The organism is Amycolatopsis regifaucium (assembly GCF_001613935.1).
Taxonomy (GTDB): Bacteria; Actinomycetota; Actinomycetes; order Mycobacteriales; family Pseudonocardiaceae; genus Amycolatopsis; species Amycolatopsis regifaucium.
Window position 1 is genome coordinate 48,873 of the sequence record NZ_LQCI01000017.1, and the last position, 16,617, is coordinate 65,489.

Below are 16,617 nucleotides of genomic sequence, written 5' to 3' on the forward strand. Positions count from 1 at the left end.
CGCATGAGCAGCGAAACCCGTTTCCGCGTATTCCCTTCCCGGTGGCCTGCCGCGTTGATCGCGCTCCCGTTGCTGCTTTCGGCGGCTTGTGGTGGTGAACCGAAGGAAGCGGACATCGCCTCGGCCGGTCCCCCGTCGGCGGGCACCTCGTCCGTGTCCGCCACCGCACCGGGTTCCCCGGGAAAAAGCGCCTTCTACGACGCGCAACTCGCCTACACCCAATGCATGCGTAAGGAGGGTTTGAAGGACTGGCCGGATCCCAAGCTCTCCGGCTACCCCGACCTGACCAAGGTCGAACAGATCCAGCAAGAGGAGGAACGGAAGGACAGGCAGACGAAACTCAGCGCCGCGCTGGAGGCGTGCAAGGAGCCGATGCAGAAGGCGATGTCGCTGGAGCCGGAGAAGGACCAGCAGAAGGTGTACGAGTCGCTGCTGGCACACGCCCAGTGCATGCGGGCCAACGGCGTCAGCAAGTTCACCAATCCGACCATGCAGAACGGGATGGCGCAGCCGGGTGGCGACCCGACTCCGGGGTCACCGCAGATCGATCCGGGCTCTCCGGGCTACAAGCAGGCGCAGAACGCATGCCGGGACAAGCTCATCGAACAAGCGCAAGGCATGCAGTGAACCGGCGGACGGGCTTGGTGCTGGGCGCGGTCGTTGTGGCGGTGGTCGGCGTGGGTGCGTTCGTCGTGGTCGGCAGCGGGGACTCCGGTGGCACCGCCGGCACCGTGGCCATGCCGCCTGCGACAGCGGAGATCACCCGCGCTGATCTGATCCGGAGCAAGACGGTCGACGGCCACTTCGACTACGCGAACCGCCGCGCGGTGAAGTCACCGGTCGAAGGAACGGTGACGCAGGCCGCCGAGCCGGGGAAGACCGTCGAGCGTGGTCAGGTCCTCTATAAACGGGACGCCCGGCCGGTCGTCCTGCTCTACGGGGCGACACCGATGTTCCGGGACATGACGGTCGGCACGCTGGGACCGGACGTCCAGCAGCTGAAGCGCAATCTCCGGGACCTCGGGCGGGGTAAAGGACTGCCTGCCGACAACAAGTACGACGAAGCCACCCAGGCCGCGGTGAAGTCCTGGCAGAAGGCGCTCGGTGTGCTGGAGCCGACCGGCGACCTCGGCAAGGGCGACCTGGTGTTCCAGCCCGGGGCCGTGCGGGTGGTGGCCGCCGACGCGGCCTTGGCCGACCAGATCGGCGCGGACAAACCCGTGCTGACGATCGCCTCCCCCAAGCCGGTCGTGCGAGCCAAGCTCGACCGGGAGGACCAGGTGCTGGCCAAGCCGGGTACCAGGGTCGAGGTCTCACTGCCCGACGGCGCCACGGCGGGCGGCCAGGTGACCGGGACGGTCAAGGCGGAGGCCGGGAACGGTGCCGAGGCCACACCCGGCACGACCGGCGTCGAAGTGGAGATCACCCTGGACGACGCGAACGCCGGCTCGGGGGACACCACCGGCACGTCCAGCGTCAAATTCATCCAAGAGAGCCGGAAGGGGGTGCTGACCGTCCCTGTCGAAGCCATCGTCGCGCTGCGCGAAGGTGGCTACGGCCTGCAGATAGTCCGAGATACCGCGACCACGACCGTGCGGGTCGAGACCGGTATGAGCGCCGACGGCCGGATCGAGATCACCGGTGACGGACTGGCCGAGGGCATGAAGGTGGGTGCTGCCAAACCATGACGGCGGTGATCGAACTGGCCGCGGCCACGAAGTCCTATCCCGGTGGTGTGTCCGCGCTGCGCGGGGTCGACGTCCGGATCGACCAGGGCGAACTGGTGGCCATCGTCGGGCCGTCGGGGTCGGGAAAATCCACGCTGCTCAACCTCATCGGCACGCTCGACCGCGCGACCTCGGGCACGGTGCGGGTGGCGGGCTATGACGTCGGCGGGCTGACGGACGCGCGGCTGTCGGCGTTGCGTGCCCGGCACATCGGGTTCGTGTTCCAGCAGTTCCACCTGGCGCCTGGCCGCGATGCCGTGGCCAACGTCGCCGACGGCCTGCTGTACGCGGGCGTGCCGGCGAAACAGCGCCGCGACCGGGCCCGGGAAGCGCTGGGAAGGGTCGGGCTCGGCCACCGGCTGGCCCACACCCCCGAGGAGTTGTCCGGTGGGGAGAAGCAGCGCGTCGCCATCGCGCGGGCACTGGTCGGCGAGCCCGGCCTGCTCCTGGCCGACGAGCCGACGGGAGCGCTGGACACCGCGTCCGGTGAGGTGGTGATGAACCTGATCCACGCCTTGAACGCGAGCGGGACGACGATCTGCGTCATCACCCACGACACCGAGATCGCCGGGCGTCTCCCCCGGCGCGTCGGGCTTCGGGACGGCGAGATCGTCTACGACACCCGGGCGGCGGTGACGACGCCGTGAGCGCGCCCGTGAAGCCCGCCCGGCTCTCGCCCGCCGACATCCTCCGGCTGGGGGTGACCGGCCTGCGGGCCCGCCGGACCCGGGTGGCGCTGTCCGCGCTCGGGATCGCCATCGGGATCGCGACGATGGTCGCGGTGGTCGGGCTGTCCACGTCCAGCCGGGCCGATTTGATGGCGCAGCTGGACCGGCTCGGCACGAACCTGCTGACCGTCGAGGCCGGCAAGGACGCCGACGACAAACCGGTGAAGCTCCCCAAGGCCGCGGTCGCGATGGTCGAACGGATCGGCCCGGTCGAGAAGGTCACCGCGACCGCCGAAGTCGACGCGCGAGTACGGCGGAGTGACGCGGTGCCCGAGGAACTCGCTCCGGGTGTCACCACACAGGCCACCCGCACCGACCTGCTCGACGCGCTGGGTGCGCGGGTCGACCGGGGACGCTGGCTGGATCCGGCGAGCGAGCGCGTGCCCACGGTCGTGCTCGGGGCGATCGCGGCCGGACGGCTGGGGGTGACCGAGCCAGGCGCCAAGATCCTGATGAACGACGAGTGGTTCGTGGTCATCGGGATACTGGCACCGGTCGAGCTCGTGCCGACCCTCGACCGTGTCGCGCTGGTCGGTTTTCCCGCCGCGGAGCGGTTCTTCGGCTTCGACGGGCATCCGACCACGATCTTCGAGCGGTCTTCCGACGCGTCGGTGGAAGCCGTCCGGGGTGTGCTGGCCCGCACGGTCAATCCGGGTGACGAGTACTCCGTGAAGGTGTCCCGGCCGTCCGACGCCCTGGTGGCCAAGGCCGCCACGGACAAGGGTCTGACCACCCTCATGCTGGGCCTGGGCGCGGTCGCCCTGCTGGTCGGCGGGGTCGGGGTCGCCAACACGATGGTCGTCTCGGTGCTGGAGCGACGCCGGGAGATCGGGCTCCGGCGAGCCCTCGGCGCCACCAAGAACACCATCCTGCTGCAGTTCCTCACCGAATCGCTGCTGCTTTCGGCGCTCGGCGGGGTGGCGGGGGCGCTGCTCGGCGCCATCGCGACCTTCGGATTCGCCCAGGCACAGGGCTGGAGCGCGGTCATCCCACCCTGGGCACTGGGTGCGGGGCTGGGCGCGACTCTGGTGATCGGCGTCGTCGCGGGGCTGTATCCCGCTGTCCGGGCTTCGCGGCTACATCCCACCGTCGCGCTCAATGCCACTTAGCCGGTCAAGAACTGGGAGCACTGGTACGGCCCGACGGCACCGCCTTGGGCCACGATGGTCACTCGCACGGCGTCGGGCCGGGTTCCGTGCAGCAGGGACTCGGCACGGGAGAGGCTGCAGACCAGCTGGCCGGCGGCCATCCCGGCGACGCCGCCGAGCACGGTCCGCGGGATGCGCAACGTCACCCGGCCATCGGTGGCGGTGGCGGACAACTCGCCGGTGATGGCGGTGAGATTGGTGAGGCCGGCGGCGAGTTCCGCCTCGTTGGGCCCGGCCATGACGAGTTTGACGACGGCGGCGAGTTCCGTGATCTGGGTGCCGGGGCGGGAAACACCGCGCAGTCCCCGGTCGGAGGCGAAGTAGATCCGCACTCCTTCAGGGATTCCCGCGGCGGGCGCGCCGCCGTCGAGCACCTCGGTCGGTCGCACGCCACAGCCGCCGAGCAGCGCGATCGCGGTCAGCGTGACGACCGTGCGTCTCATCTGCCGGGCTCCTTTTCGTCGCGAGGCAAGCGGAGACCGAAGACGGCGCCACCGCCCTCGCGGCCGTCGACGGTGATGACGCCACCGTGCAGCCGCGCGTTCTCCTGGGCGATGGCCATCCCGAGGCCGCTCCCTTCGGACCGGGTGCGGGCGGTGTCCGCCTTGTAGAACCGTTCGAACACCCGCTCCATGGCCTCCGGGGTGAGGCCGGGGCCGCGGTCGGCCACCTCGACGAGCACGTCGGCCGCCGTCGATCGCAGCACCACCGTCACCGGCGGCGCGCCGTGCCGCAGGGCGTTCCCGACGAGGTTGGCGACGATGACGTCCAGTCGCCGCCGGTCGAGCCGGGCCCGCACTCCGGTGGGGAACCGGGTCTCGACCCGGTCCGTCCAGCCGCGGGTGGACAGCGTCGCGCGGAGCACCTCGGCGACGTCGATGTCCTGTCGGGTGAGGGTGGCGGCCTGGGCGTCGAAGCGGGAGATCTCGATGAGGTCGTCGACGAGCCGGGCGAGTTCGGCGGTTTCGGCGCTCACCGTGCGCGCGGCGTGCGCCGTGTCCGGGGGCAGCTCGTCGGCGTCCTCGTCGAGCACGGACGACACCATCGTCATCGCGGCGAGCGGCGTCCGGAGTTCGTGCGAGACGTCGGCGACGAACCGCCGCGCGCGGGCTTCCTGCTCCCGCAGTTCGGCGACGGAAGCCTGGAGCGCGTCGGCCGTTTCGTTGAAATCCCTGGCGAGATCGGCGAGTTCGTCGCGGCCCTTGACCGGGACGCGGGTCTCCAGGCGGCCACCGGCCAGCCGCCGGGTGGCCCGCGCGAGCCGGCGTACGGGCCGCAGCACCGTTCCGGCGGCGAGCAGGGCGAGCACGGCGGTGAAGGCCACGACCGGGACGACGCCGTCGCGAACGGACGTCAGCAGGGCGGCGATGTCGTCCTGCTCGTCCTGGAGCGAACTCACCTCGAACACCTCCACCCCGGACAGCCGTCCGGAACCGGCGAAAGCGACCGGTGTACCCACCACCAACCACGGCGCGCCGTTCCACTCGACGCGTTGAAAGCTCGACCGGCTCTCCGCCCGAACCCGGTCCCGCAGCCCGGCCGTGATCGCGCTCCGGCCGTCCGCTCCTCCGGCGGTCGCCACGAGGTCCTGGTAGCGGACGACGATCTTCGCGTCGCGGGCACCGGAGACGATGACCTCGGCGAGCCGGTTCAGCGCGAGCTGATCGGGCGGCACGACGAATTCCCCGACGGCCACGCTCACCCGGTCGTGGAAGTTCCGGACGGCCGAAGTGCTGGCGCGTTCGAGAATCGCCTCCCGGGCTTGGTCGTAGGCCAGTACCGTGGCCGTGGCCGCACTGAGCAGGGACACCAGCACGAACGTCACGACGAGACGGCTGCGGAGCTTCACAGCGGTCCGAAGCGATAGCCGAAACCGCGCACGGTCTGCACATAGCGCGGCCGGGAAGCGACGTCTTCGATCTTGGCGCGCAACCGCCCCACGGCGGCGTCGACCAACCGCACGTCGGCGAAATAGTCGTGTTCCCAGACCAGTTCCAGCAGCCGTTCCCGCGTGAAGACCCGCCCTGGCGAAGCGGAAAGTTCCAGCAGCAAACGAAGTTCGGTCGGCGGGATGGCGAGCGGGGCACCGTTCTTGGTGACGGTGAGGCCCGCCCGGTCGAGGACGAGTGCGCCGAAGGTCTCGGGGGCCCGCGTCGCCGGGGTGACCCGGCGGACGGCCGCGCGGATCCTCGCTTCGAGCACCCGCGCGGTCACCGGCTTCACCACGTAGTCGTCGGCACCGGCTTCCAGACCGCCGACGATGTCGAAGTCGTCGCCGCGCGAGGTGACCATGATGATCGGCATCGTGCTGAGCGCGCGGATCCGGCGGCACACCTCGAAACCGTCCATCCCCGGCAGCATCAGGTCCAGCACGACCACCTCGATGCCGCCCGCGCCGGGACGTCGCAGCAGGTCGAGTCCGTCTTCGCCGCTACCGGCGGCATCGACGTCGTGACCGTGGCGCCGCAGGACGAGTTCCATCGCGTCGCGAATGGACACATCGTCTTCGATCAGCAGGACATGCGGCATGATCGTGATTATGGCGACCCGGTTCGGGCGCCGAGCCTCCGGAGCGCCCCGAGCACCTCGTCCGGCACACCGAGATCGGCTTCGACCTCGCTCACCTTCACCGCCACCCGCCGGTGTGTCGCCCGGCCGCGCGCGCTGAGGTGGACGAGCACACGGCGCCGGTCGGCGGCGTCGACCTCGCGATAGGCCTGCGCGGTGGTCACCAGTTTGTCGACCACTCTCGTCAGGGTCGGCCCGGTGGTCAGCGTCCGGTCGGCGAGATCGGCCATGGCCAGGCCGCCGTTACCGCTCAGCGCGTCCAGCACCAGCCATTGGTCCAGGGTGAGACCTTCTTTGGCGAGCACCTGCTCCACCCTGGTGGCGACGGCCCGCGCGGCACGGGTGAGCGAGCCGGTGAGCGACAGTCCTGTGGTCGCGACGCCGCGTGGCCCCATATCCCGTCCCCTTGCCAAAACCGGACACCCTCGCAATACTTCCAGGTGAAAGCAATTTGACCTTACCGGGCCACCGCACGGAGCGCCATGCCCCCACGCCTCGCCACGCGGACCCGCGGCGACACCTGGCGGGTGGCCATGGTGGTCCCGTTGCGGGGGCCTGCCGGGCTGTTCGGCCCGTCCTGCGAGGCGATCACCGACCTGGCCGTCCACGAACTCAACGAATCCGGCGGCATCCTCGGCAGGCAGGTCGAGACCGAGGTGGTCGACGGCGGCGGCAGCCCGGCGCAGGTGGCCGACGATTTGCGACGGCTGGTGGACAATGGCCGGGTCGACGCGGTGAGCGGCTGGCACATCTCGTCGATCCGGCACGCGCTCGCGCCGGTGGTGGCCGACAGGGTGCCGTATGTGTACACCTCGCTCTACGAAGGCGGCGAACGCCGGTCGGGCATCTTCTGCACCGGCGAGACGCCGCGCTGCCAGATCGAACCGGCGCTGCGCTGGCTGCGCGATCACCTCGGTGTCCGGCGCTGGTTCGTCGTCGGCGACGACTACGTCTGGCCACGGCGGTCGACGCGGGCGATCCGGCAGTACGCCAGAGATCTCGGCCTGCGCATCACGGGCGAGGCGTTCGTCGGGCTCGGCACGGGCGATATGTCCACTGTGGTCCGCTCGGTGGAGCGGTCCACAAGCGACGGTGTGCTCATGCTGCTGGTCGGACAGGACGCGGTGCGGTTCAACCGCGCCTTCGCCGCGCGCGGGCTCAGTGACCGGCTGGTCCGCTTCAGCCCGCTGATGGAGGAGAACATGCTTCTCGCGAGCGACGCGGACGCCACCGGCAACCTCTACGTCTCCGCCGCCTACTTCCGGTCCATGGTCACCGCCGACGCGATGGACCTGCTCGGCCGCTACGTCGACCGCAACGGCCCCGGCGCCCCCGCCCTCAACAACGCCGCCGAATCCTGTTACGAGGGACTGCACACGCTGGCGGAACTCGTCCGCCGGGCGGGTACGGCCGATCTGCCCGCGCTCAACGCGGCGATCGACGGCGTCGCCTATCACGGCCCGCGCGGCACGGTCGAGTTCCGTGGGCGGCAGGCCGACCAGCACGTCCATCTCGCGGTCGCCGACGGCTACGACTTCGAAGTCCTCGCCCGGCTCTGAAATCCGCCCCTTGACTCGCCCCGGTACCCCACATACTTTCATGTGAAAATATTCCAGGTGAATACGTCGACATAGCCTTCGGCCCGAGAGAAGGAGCCTTCATGCGACACGGTGACATTTCCGCCAGCCCCGACACGGTCGGCGTCGCGGTGGTCAACTACAAGATGCCGCGGCTGCACACCAAGGCCGAGGTCCTCGCCAACGCCCGCGAGATCGCCGAAATGGTGGTGGGCATGAAGTCCGGGCTTCCCGGCATGGATCTCGTGGTGTTCCCCGAGTACTCGACGCAGGGCATCATGTACGACCCGGAGGAGATGTACGAGACCGCCGCGACGATCCCCGGGGAGGAGACCGAAATCTTCGCCGCCGCTTGCCGGGAGGCGCGGACCTGGGGTGTCTTCTCCATCACCGGTGAGCGGCACGAGGACCACCCGCACAAGCCGCCGTACAACACTCTCGTGCTCATCGACGACCGGGGCGAGATCGTCCAGAAGTACCGCAAGATCCTGCCGTGGTGCCCGATCGAAGGCTGGTACCCCGGCGACGAGACCTACGTCAGCGACGGCCCCAAGGGGTTGAAGATCTCGCTGATCATCTGCGACGACGGGAACTATCCGGAGATCTGGCGGGACTGCGCGATGAAGGGCGCCGAACTGATCGTGCGCTGCCAGGGCTACATGTATCCGGCCAAGGAGCAGCAGGTGCTCATGGCCAAGGCGATGGCGTGGGCCAACAACTGTTACGTGGCCGTGGCGAACGCCGCCGGTTTCGACGGCGTGTACTCGTACTTCGGCCATTCCGCGATCATCGGTTTCGACGGCCGCACCCTCGGCGAGACCGGCGAGGAGGAATACGGGATCCAGTACGCGCAATTGTCCGTCTCGGCGATCCGGGACGCGCGCGCCTACGACCAGTCGCAGAACCACATCTTCAAACTGCTGCACCGCGGCTACACCGGCGTCCAGGACGCGGACGAAGGCGACCAGGGCGTGGCGGACTGCCCGTTCGACTTCTACCGGCTCTGGGTCACCGACGCCAAGAAGGCACAGGAGAAGGTCGAGTCGATCACCCGCGACACGATCACTCCTCGTCACCCGGGCTGAGGACGTCACCGGATCGAACACTGGGATCCGCGGCCCGGTGGCGGCTCACGAGGCCGGGATCGCCTCGTCGCTGGCCAACCTGGCGTCCTTCGTCGAACCGCGCTGACGCCCGGTTCCGGTGATGATCGCCGCGAGGACGGCCATCACCAGCGGCACCACCAACGCCGCGCGGAACCCGCCGAGCGCGGCTTCTCGCGACCCGTCCCCGAGGGCGGCGACGTTGACGGCGGTCACCGTGGACAGCCCGAGCGCCGCGCCGAACTGGAAGGCCGTGTACAGCAGGCCGCCCGCCAGGCCTTGCTCGTCTTCGGCGATCCCCTCGGTGGCGACGATGGTGAGCGGTCCGTAGGCGAGTGCGAACCCCAGTCCCAGGGTGATCATCGACGGGAACATCGCCGCGTACGTCCAATCCAGGCCCAGTGGCAGGAAAAGCGCGTACGCCCCGGCGGCGAGCACGAGGCCGGCGAAGATCACCCTCGTGTGGCCGAATTTCGCCACCAGCCGCGGCGTCACCGTCGGCGCGAGGACGGCGTCGACCCCGACGGCCAGGAGAGCCAAGCTCGTCTCGAGTGTCGACCAGCCTCGGAGTTCCTGCAGGTACAGGGTGACGAGGAACTGGAACCCGAAGAACGACCCCGCGAAGAGCAGCGCACTGGCGTTGGCCCGGACCAGCGGCCCCGATTTCAGGATCCCCAGCCGCACCAGTGGTGCGGGCAAGCGGCGTTCGATGGCCACGAAGGCCACGAGCGCGGCCGCTCCCCCGGCGAAGGACGCGACGGTCCAGCCCCAGCCTTGTCCGGGGTGCTCCAGCCGGACCACCGCGTAGGCGATCAGCAACATCGCCGCGGTGACGGTGACCGCTCCGGCGAAGTCCGCGCGCCGCGGAACACGTTCCCGCACCACGGGTTCCTTGATGAGCCAGAGCGCGGCGAGCAGGATGACGGCGGACAGGAGCACCGGCGTGAAGAACACCCAGCGCCAGTCGATCCTGGTCAGCAGCCCGCCGATGACCAGGCCGAGCGTGAAACCGCCCGCGGCCGTGCCGGCGTAGAACAGCAAGGCCTTGTCGCGCTTCGGGCCCTCCTCGAAGCTCGTGGTGATGATCGACAGGCCCGCCGGGGTCATGAAGGCCGCGGCGACGCCGGTGACGAAGCGGGCGAGCAGCAACGTCCAGCCTTCGGTGGCGAACCCGCCGAGTCCGGAAAAGACGAGGAACACCACCAGCCAGGTGAGGAACGTGCGGCGGCGGCCGTACAGGTCGGCGGCGCGCCCGCCCAGCAGCATGAATCCGCCGTAGCCGAGCACATAGGCGCTCACCACGCCGCTCAGCATGGCGGTCGACAGGCCGAGTTCGGCCCGGATGGACGGCAACGCCACGTTCAGCATGGCGACGTCGATGCCCTCCAGGAAGATGGCGCCGCACAGCACCAGAAGCACACCCCGGGCCCGCCCGCTCATCTTCTCGGGGACGCGCGACGGTGTTCTTGTCGTGGTCAAGATCGGTTCTCCCTCAGTGCGCGAGGTCCGACGGTTACTCGTCAGCCGGTCGGTTCCCTCTTGTAACCAAAGGGATCTTCCGTCACCATCGATGCCCATGGAAGAAGGCACTTTGAACTCACCCAGTCGTTGTGAACTCACCGAGGCCGACTACGAAGCCTTCCAGTGGGACACGCGTGAGGACTGCGAGGTCCGGCAGATCCTGGACCGCGTGGCGGATAAATGGTCACTTCTGGTCATCGCGCTGCTCGACCGGAACACCCTCCGGTTCACCGAACTGAAGTACAAGATCGACGGCATCAGCCAGCGCATGCTCACTACCACGCTGCGTCATCTCGAACGCGACGGTCTGGTCCACCGGACGGTCTATCCGGTCGTGCCACCCCGCGTCGACTACGCGCTGACACCGCTGGGCATGACCCTGCTCCAGACCATCCAGTCGCTGGTCACCTGGACCGAGGACCACCAAAGCGAGATCGCCGCCGCGCGCGCCCGGTACGACCAGCGTGTCACCGTCTAGGGAGCCGCATGGCGAAGCTGTCGGGCGGGGATCCGTCACTGCTGCGGCGGCTCAACGCCATAGCGGTCCTGCGGGCGCTGTACGCGGCCGAAGAACTCACCCTCGCCGAACTGGTCAAGGCGAGCGAGGTCTCCCGGCCGACGGTCGAGGAGATCGCCACCGACCTCGGTGAGCAGGGCCTGGTCGAGGAGGTCCCCCTCTCCCCCGACGCGCCGAGGCCGGTGGGCAGGCCGGCCAAGCGGTACCGCTTCCGTGCCGAAGCCGGGCACGTCGCCGGCCTCGAGATCGGTCCGCACAAGGCCTTGTGCCTGGTCGCCGACCTTCGTGGCGACGTCGTCGGCCGGGCGAGGACCGACCTCATCCCGGAGATGGCCGCGGCCGACCGCCTCGGCATCGCTCATCGGGTACTCGGTGCCGCGGTCGAGGGCCGTTCGAACCTGCGCGCGCTCGGCGTCGGCACCATCGGGGTGGTGTCCGGCGGCAAGGTCGTCCGCGGCGAACGCCTTCCCGGCTGGACCGGTCTCGACCTGCCCGCGGAGTTCGGCGGCGCCTGCCCGGTACTGGCGGCCGACGACACCAAGCTGGCGACGCTGGCCGAGCACTGGCGCGGAGTCGCGCACGGCGTCGACGACGTCGTCTACGTGCGGGCCGGGCGGACCGTGTCACTCGGCCTGCTGCTCGGCGGGAAGCTGCACGCTGGGCACCACGGCGCGGCAGGCGAGATCGGCGCCCTGCGCGAGTTCGCGGCATCCGGCAGGTTCGTCGAGCTCGTCGCCGCCACCGTGCTCACCGTGGACCCGCAACTGGTGGTGATCGGCGGGACGGATGCCCCGACGGCGGCACCGCTGCGGACCGAATTGGCCAGACTGTGCCTGTTCCCGGTACGCGTCGAGACGTCGACGCTCGGGGACGACTCGGTGGCGCTCGGCGCGGTGCGGCTGGCGCTCACCCGGGTGGAGCGGGAGTTGTTCAGCGTCGCGGACGTCGCCTGAGCAGGCTGATCACCACGATCAGCACGGCGACCGCGCCACTGGTGAACAGCTGCGTCCGCGCGTCGGCGTCGGTCCACATGAGGATCAGCACGCCCGCCATCGCGAGCAGCGCGACCCAGCTGAGCCACGGGAAACCCCACATCCGCACCGGCAGGTCCGCGGCCGTGCCGTCGCGTTCCGCCGCTTTCCGCAGCCGCAGCTGGGAGACGGCGACGAAGATCCACACCAGCAGGATGTTCGCGCCGATGGCGTTGAGCAGGAACGGCAGGACGCGGTCCGGGGCGAGGAAGTTCAGCAGGACGGCCACGAAACCGAAGGCGACCGACGCCAGCACCGCCGTCCGTGGCACCCCGGCGCCGGAGAGCCGCAGCATCGCGCGCGGTGCCTCACCTCGCGAAGCCAGCGAGAAGACCATCCGCGAAGCGCCGTAAAGGTTCGCGTTGAGTGCCGAGAGCAGCGAGGTCAGCACGACGAAGCTCATCAGGAGCGCCGCCGACGGGACCCCGACCTGCTCCAGCACCGTCACGAACGGACTGCTGTTGGCCGAAGCGGACTCCCACGGCAGCAACAGCACCATCAGCGCGACCGAACCGACGTAGAACAGCAGCAGCCGGACGATCACCGTCCGTGTGGTGCGGCGGATCGAATCCGCCGGATCGTCGGATTCCGCCGCGGCGATGGTGACCAGTTCCATGCCACCGAAGGAGAACGCGACCGCTAGCAGCCCGGTCAGCACTCCTTGCAGACCGTTGGGCAGGAATCCGCCGTGCCCGGTGAGGTTGCTCAGGCCGACCGGCGACGTCCCCGGCAGGATCCCGAAGACCGCCAGCGTGCCGAGCACGAGGAAGGCCACCACCGCGGTCACCTTGATCGCGCCGAACCAGAACTCGAACTCCCCGAACGAGCGCACGGCGAACAGGTTCACCACGGTGAGCACGGCCATGAACGCCAGCACCCAGGTCCACTGTGGAATCACCGGAAGCAGCCCGTTCGCGATCCCGGCCGCCGCGGTGGCTTCGGCGGCCACCACGACCACCAGCAGCGACCAGTACAGCCAGCCGACGGTGAACCCCGCCCAGCGCCCGAGCGCCTTCTCCGCGTACACCGAGAACGAACCGCTGCTCGGCTCGGCGGCCGCCATCTCGCCCAGCATGCGCATGACCAGCACCATCAGCAGCCCGGCGACCACATAGGACAGCAGGATGCCGGGGCCGGCGGTCTTGATCCCCGCGCCGGTGCCGACGAACAGGCCGGCGCCGATAGCCCCGCTGATGGCCAGCATGGTGACGTGCCGCCGCCGGAAACCGGTGCCGAGTGACCGGGTCTCCGGTGCGGTCACGGGTTCGGCGGGACCTGGTGCGGGCATGGTGGATCCATTCGTCTGCGGCGGTACGCGGCGCTCAACCGCGGGACAACTCTTCCAGCCGCTCATGGAGCCGGTCGACGTGGTCCTCGCTTTCGGGCTTCATCAGCACGCTACGCAGGATCCTCGCGGCGTCGGCGTCCGCCTCGGCTCCGGTGTGACGCAGGCCGAACTGCCGGTCGCTCACCCGCAGGGTGCTGAGGTACACCGGATCCTTCGCCGCGGCCATGCCGTTGCGCAGGATCCGCGCGCTCTCCGCGTCGATCTTCGACAAGGAAAGCGGTTCCGTACGCGGGAAGTACGCGACGATGTCGAGTTCCGGCGGCTGGTACAGGTCGAACCGCTCGGAGTCCTTCAGCAGTTTCGCCCACCGCAACGCCGCGCGGCGCCCAGCCGCGAGCACCCGGCCCAACCCGTCGGGAGTGGGCGGCAGCACCCGGAAGGTGAGCCACAACGCGGCGGCGGCCGCACCCGCCCGGGAGCATTCCAGGCTGATCTCGCCGAGGTGCAGATCTTCGGAGGTGAAGTAGGTGTACGGCGAATCGTGCAGGTAGAAGCGTCCCACTCGGGGATCCTTGAACAGCACCGCCCCGCAACCGTAGGGCTGGAGACCGTGCTTGTGCGGATCGATGACGATCGAATCGGCCTCGGCGATGGCGAGCCACGGCGCCTCGGGCAGCCCTTCCGGACCGTCCAAACCGGACAGAAGCCGGAAGAACCCACCGTAGGCGGCGTCGACGTGTACGCGGACGCCGTATCGCTCGCGCAGCGCCAGCGCCTCGTGGACCGGTTCCACCGCGCCGAGCGCCGTCGTGCCCGCGGTGAGCACCACGGTGCCGATCTTCCCGGTACGCAGCAGGTCTTCGAGCGCGTCGAGATCCATCGCGCCGCGAGCGTCCACGGGGACCGTGTGGCCCTCGACGCCGAGCACGCCGCACATCCGGCCGTGCGTGTAGTGCGCCTCGGCGCTGTAGGCGATCCCCTTGCCGGGATGCGATTCCCGGGCCACGAACAGCGCTTCGAGGTTCGCCACCGTGCCACTGGTGGTCAGATGCCCAAGATGCTCCGTATAGCCGAACATCGTGGCCAGCTGCCGGACTACCTCGCGTTCCATCTCGGCCGTCGCCGGACCGCCGTCTAGCGCGTGGTTGTTGGGATTGACCAGCATCGCGGTCAGATAGCCGACCACCGCGGCCGGATGCGGCGGTTTGAGCATCTGGCCCGCGTAGGACGGGTGGAAGAACGGGTAGTTGTCCTTCAACCGCTCGGTGAGCTCCTCGAACGCGGTCTCGAACCGCCCGTCGGGGATCTCCAGCGAAGGATGCGGTCGCACGGGAGTGAACGTCTCCGCCCACGCCTCGTTCGACGTCAACGCCTGACCGAGCCAGTACCGGAAGTCCATCGGGCGCCCTTCGATCGTTCGGCTCCGAAAAACGTAGGAGCCGCGGGAGGGCCCGCGCAACCGCCTTCGGTAGGGCTCAGCTCCCCTGGATCACCGTTAGCCGACGCCGCTCCTCGCCCTTCTCCTCCAATTGCTTGACGATCTCCCGCAAGGAGCCGGCCAGTTCGGTGCACTCCGCGGGGCTGAGCCGCTCGGTGACGAACGCCTCTTCCTGGTTGAATTCCGGGAACAGCTCCCGCATGAGCCGCTCACCCTCCGGCGTCAACGCGAGCAGCACCAACCGGCCGTCGCCCGGGTGTCTGCGCCGGGTGACCAGGCCATGGGCCTCCAGCGTCTTCATGACCCCGGTCAGCGTTCCCTTGGTGATCCCGGATTCGGCGGCGACGTGCCGGGTCTCCTTCTCACCGAAGATCCAGACGACCCAGAGCACCACGAACGCGGTCCAGGTGAGGCCCGCCTTCCGCAGGACCGAGTTCTCGAAGTGCAGCCGGACCGCCGTGGCCGCGCGGTGGAGGTTGGCCACCGCCTCCATCCGCTCCCACAGCAAGGGGATTCCGCCCAGCTTGGCGTGCACGGCGTTCTCGGTCTCGGCCAGCGTGTGATACCCGGTCAACAGCCACATCCTCACCGGCCCCGGAGGTACCCGTACGGTGGCGCGCACCCCCGCGCGCCCGTTCCGCCGATCGTATGCGGAACGGACCGGAGTCCACAGTGGTCTTTTCCGGGTGAGTTCCTCCTCAGGCGGCCGGCACCAAGGGTGCCACCAGCGCTTGTCCTGTTTCGGACAACTTCGCGGGCACCCGCCCGCCCGGCATCCCGTCACGGGCGGGCCGGATCAGCCCCGCGTGGGCGAGCAGATGGGCGGTGATCTGGTCACTGCACGGCAGGCCGTCGACGTAGAGATCCGGTTCCTGACTGACGGTGATTTCGGCTCTGTCCTGTGCCACCGCGCGCAGCATGGCCAGTGCGCGGTAGGACAGGCCTTCGGGATCCTTGCTGTTCTCGGTCATTCGGGGTCACTCCTCTGACCTGGGAGTTTCCCGTTCTCCGGGGCTTAAACATCACCGAGCGGGCACGGCGGCGCGGTGCTCGGTGATGTCGCCGAACAGGTCGCCCATCTCCTCGACGCGCTCGATCACCTGCTCGGCGGTGAACAGCAGATCGGCGGCCTTGCGGCAGGCCTCGACCTCCTCCCAGGTCACCGGGGTCGACACGGTGGGGATGGCGCGGCCGCGCAGGGAGTAGGGCGCGATGGTGGTCTTGGCGGTGTTGTTCTGGCTCCAGTCGATGAACACGCGGCCGGGGCGGATCGCCTTCGCCATCCGGGCCACCACGGTTTCCGGTGACCGGCGCGCCAGCTCCTCCGCGACGGCCTTGGCGTATTCGGAGGTGCGTTCGTCGGACCGGGTCCGCACCGGGCAGTACAGCTGCATCCCCTTGTTGCCACTGGTCTTCGCGTACACGGTCAGTCCGTCGTCGGTGAGCAGTTCGCTGAGCGTCTCGGCGACCCGGCAGCAGTCGACGACGTCCGCCGGCGGTCCGGGGTCGAGGTCGAACACCAGCAGGTCGGGTGGTTTCCGCGCCCCTCGCGGGCCGACCGTCCACTGTGGAATGTGCAGCTCCAGCGCGGCGAGGTTGGCCGCCCACATCAGCGTCGGGAGGTCGCCGACCACCGGGTAGTCGAGCGTCTCTTCCCCGCCCCGCCTGCCGCGGTTGGTCAGCCGCGCGGTGCGCACCCAATCGGGCGCGTGCCGGGAAACGTTCTTCTCGTAGAACGGTTCGCCGTCGACACCGTCCGGGAATCGGCGGAACGTGGCGGCGCGGTCGCGCAGATGCGGAAGCAGGACGGGGGCGATGCGACGGTAGTAGTCGAGCACCTCGCGTTTGGTGAAACCGTGTGCCGGATAGAGCACCTTGTCCAGATTGGACAGCGCCAGCCGCCGTCCCTCGACCTCGACCGTTATCCGCTCAGGCACCCTTCGACGATAGATCACCGGCGGGGTTTCCGGG

General features: G+C 69.4%; 18 protein-coding genes. 8 read left to right on the forward strand and 10 right to left on the reverse strand.

Going from position 1 to position 16,617, the window contains the following annotated elements:
* Positions 1-3 precede the first annotated feature (3 nt).
* From AVL48_RS19235 to AVL48_RS19250, 4 genes are read left to right on the forward strand one after another with little or no spacing between them, the layout of a single operon-like run.
* On the forward strand, positions 4-627 hold the full coding sequence (locus AVL48_RS19235) for a hypothetical protein (protein WP_061987968.1): 624 nt from the start codon (positions 4-6) through the stop codon (positions 625-627).
* Entirely contained in the window at positions 624-1,688 is a 1,065-nt protein-coding gene (locus tag AVL48_RS19240; RefSeq protein ID WP_244162395.1) for a peptidoglycan-binding protein, read from the forward strand. The genes AVL48_RS19235 and AVL48_RS19240 overlap by 4 nt, the downstream gene beginning before the upstream one ends.
* On the forward strand, positions 1,685-2,374 hold the full coding sequence (locus AVL48_RS19245; protein WP_061987866.1) for an ABC transporter ATP-binding protein: 690 nt from the start codon (positions 1,685-1,687) through the stop codon (positions 2,372-2,374). The genes AVL48_RS19240 and AVL48_RS19245 overlap by 4 nt, the downstream gene beginning before the upstream one ends.
* Entirely contained in the window at positions 2,371-3,564 is a 1,194-nt protein-coding gene (locus tag AVL48_RS19250; RefSeq protein ID WP_061987864.1) for an ABC transporter permease, read from the forward strand. Before AVL48_RS19245 ends, AVL48_RS19250 begins: the two co-directional genes overlap by 4 nt.
* Here the strand turns inward: AVL48_RS19250 and AVL48_RS19255 are convergent.
* Genes AVL48_RS19255 through AVL48_RS19270 form a run of 4 tightly spaced genes read right to left on the reverse strand, consistent with a single transcriptional unit; the run spans position 3,561 to position 6,566 of the window.
* Entirely contained in the window at positions 3,561-4,046 is a 486-nt protein-coding gene (locus AVL48_RS19255) for a GerMN domain-containing protein (RefSeq protein ID WP_061987863.1), read from the reverse strand. The two genes, AVL48_RS19250 and AVL48_RS19255, sit on opposite strands and share 4 nt — an antisense overlap.
* Positions 4,043-5,452: a sensor histidine kinase gene (locus AVL48_RS19260; RefSeq protein ID WP_061987861.1), complete on the reverse strand. Its 1,410-nt coding sequence runs from the start codon at positions 5,450-5,452 to the stop codon at positions 4,043-4,045. Before AVL48_RS19260 ends, AVL48_RS19255 begins: the two co-directional genes overlap by 4 nt.
* A complete protein-coding gene (locus AVL48_RS19265; protein WP_061987859.1) occupies positions 5,449-6,132 on the reverse strand; it encodes a response regulator transcription factor in 684 nt (227 codons plus the stop codon). The genes AVL48_RS19260 and AVL48_RS19265 overlap by 4 nt, the downstream gene beginning before the upstream one ends.
* A gap of 8 nt (positions 6,133-6,140) precedes the next feature.
* Positions 6,141-6,566 (reverse strand): MarR family winged helix-turn-helix transcriptional regulator, encoded by a 426-nt coding sequence (locus AVL48_RS19270; protein WP_061987857.1) that lies wholly within the window; start codon positions 6,564-6,566, stop codon positions 6,141-6,143.
* Between the two features lie 87 nt (positions 6,567-6,653).
* Between AVL48_RS19270 and AVL48_RS19275 the strand changes: the two genes are divergently transcribed.
* Both AVL48_RS19275 and AVL48_RS19280 read left to right on the forward strand, forming a co-directional pair.
* A complete protein-coding gene (locus AVL48_RS19275) occupies positions 6,654-7,730 on the forward strand; it encodes a substrate-binding domain-containing protein (RefSeq protein ID WP_279626627.1) in 1,077 nt (358 codons plus the stop codon).
* Positions 7,731-7,831: 101 nt separating this feature from the next.
* Positions 7,832-8,833, forward strand: a complete 1,002-nt coding sequence (locus AVL48_RS19280; protein WP_061987855.1) for an aliphatic amidase — start codon at positions 7,832-7,834, stop codon at positions 8,831-8,833.
* Between the two features lie 45 nt (positions 8,834-8,878).
* Here AVL48_RS19280 and AVL48_RS19285 read toward each other — a convergent pair whose 3' ends face one another.
* Entirely contained in the window at positions 8,879-10,291 is a 1,413-nt protein-coding gene (locus AVL48_RS19285; RefSeq protein ID WP_061987853.1) for an MFS transporter, read from the reverse strand.
* Between the two features lie 130 nt (positions 10,292-10,421).
* Between AVL48_RS19285 and AVL48_RS19290 the strand changes: the two genes are divergently transcribed.
* Positions 10,422-10,850 (forward strand): winged helix-turn-helix transcriptional regulator, encoded by a 429-nt coding sequence (locus AVL48_RS19290; protein ID WP_061987851.1) that lies wholly within the window; start codon positions 10,422-10,424, stop codon positions 10,848-10,850.
* Between the two features lie 8 nt (positions 10,851-10,858).
* Complete coding sequence (locus AVL48_RS19295; protein ID WP_061987849.1) at positions 10,859-11,842, forward strand: ROK family transcriptional regulator; 984 nt, start codon at positions 10,859-10,861, stop codon at positions 11,840-11,842.
* Here AVL48_RS19295 and AVL48_RS19300 read toward each other — a convergent pair.
* The 5 genes from AVL48_RS19300 to ligD all read right to left on the reverse strand — a co-directional run bounded on the left by AVL48_RS19300 (position 11,820) and on the right by ligD (position 16,583).
* Positions 11,820-13,208 (reverse strand): amino acid permease, encoded by a 1,389-nt coding sequence (locus AVL48_RS19300; protein ID WP_061987847.1) that lies wholly within the window; start codon positions 13,206-13,208, stop codon positions 11,820-11,822. The genes AVL48_RS19295 and AVL48_RS19300 overlap by 23 nt on opposite strands.
* A gap of 34 nt (positions 13,209-13,242) precedes the next feature.
* The gene (locus AVL48_RS19305; RefSeq protein WP_061987845.1) at positions 13,243-14,607 is read right to left on the reverse strand and encodes a pyridoxal phosphate-dependent decarboxylase family protein; all 1,365 of its coding nucleotides are present in this window, start codon (positions 14,605-14,607) and stop codon (positions 13,243-13,245) included.
* Positions 14,608-14,683: 76 nt separating this feature from the next.
* Positions 14,684-15,229, reverse strand: a complete 546-nt coding sequence (locus AVL48_RS19310) for a MarR family winged helix-turn-helix transcriptional regulator (protein ID WP_143105050.1) — start codon at positions 15,227-15,229, stop codon at positions 14,684-14,686.
* Positions 15,230-15,344: 115 nt separating this feature from the next.
* Positions 15,345-15,617, reverse strand: coding sequence for a hypothetical protein (locus tag AVL48_RS19315; RefSeq protein ID WP_061987843.1), 273 nt, complete (start codon positions 15,615-15,617; stop codon positions 15,345-15,347).
* Positions 15,618-15,668: 51 nt separating this feature from the next.
* Positions 15,669-16,583 (reverse strand): non-homologous end-joining DNA ligase, encoded by a 915-nt coding sequence (ligD, locus tag AVL48_RS19320; RefSeq protein WP_177242386.1) that lies wholly within the window; start codon positions 16,581-16,583, stop codon positions 15,669-15,671.
* Positions 16,584-16,617 lie beyond the last annotated feature (34 nt).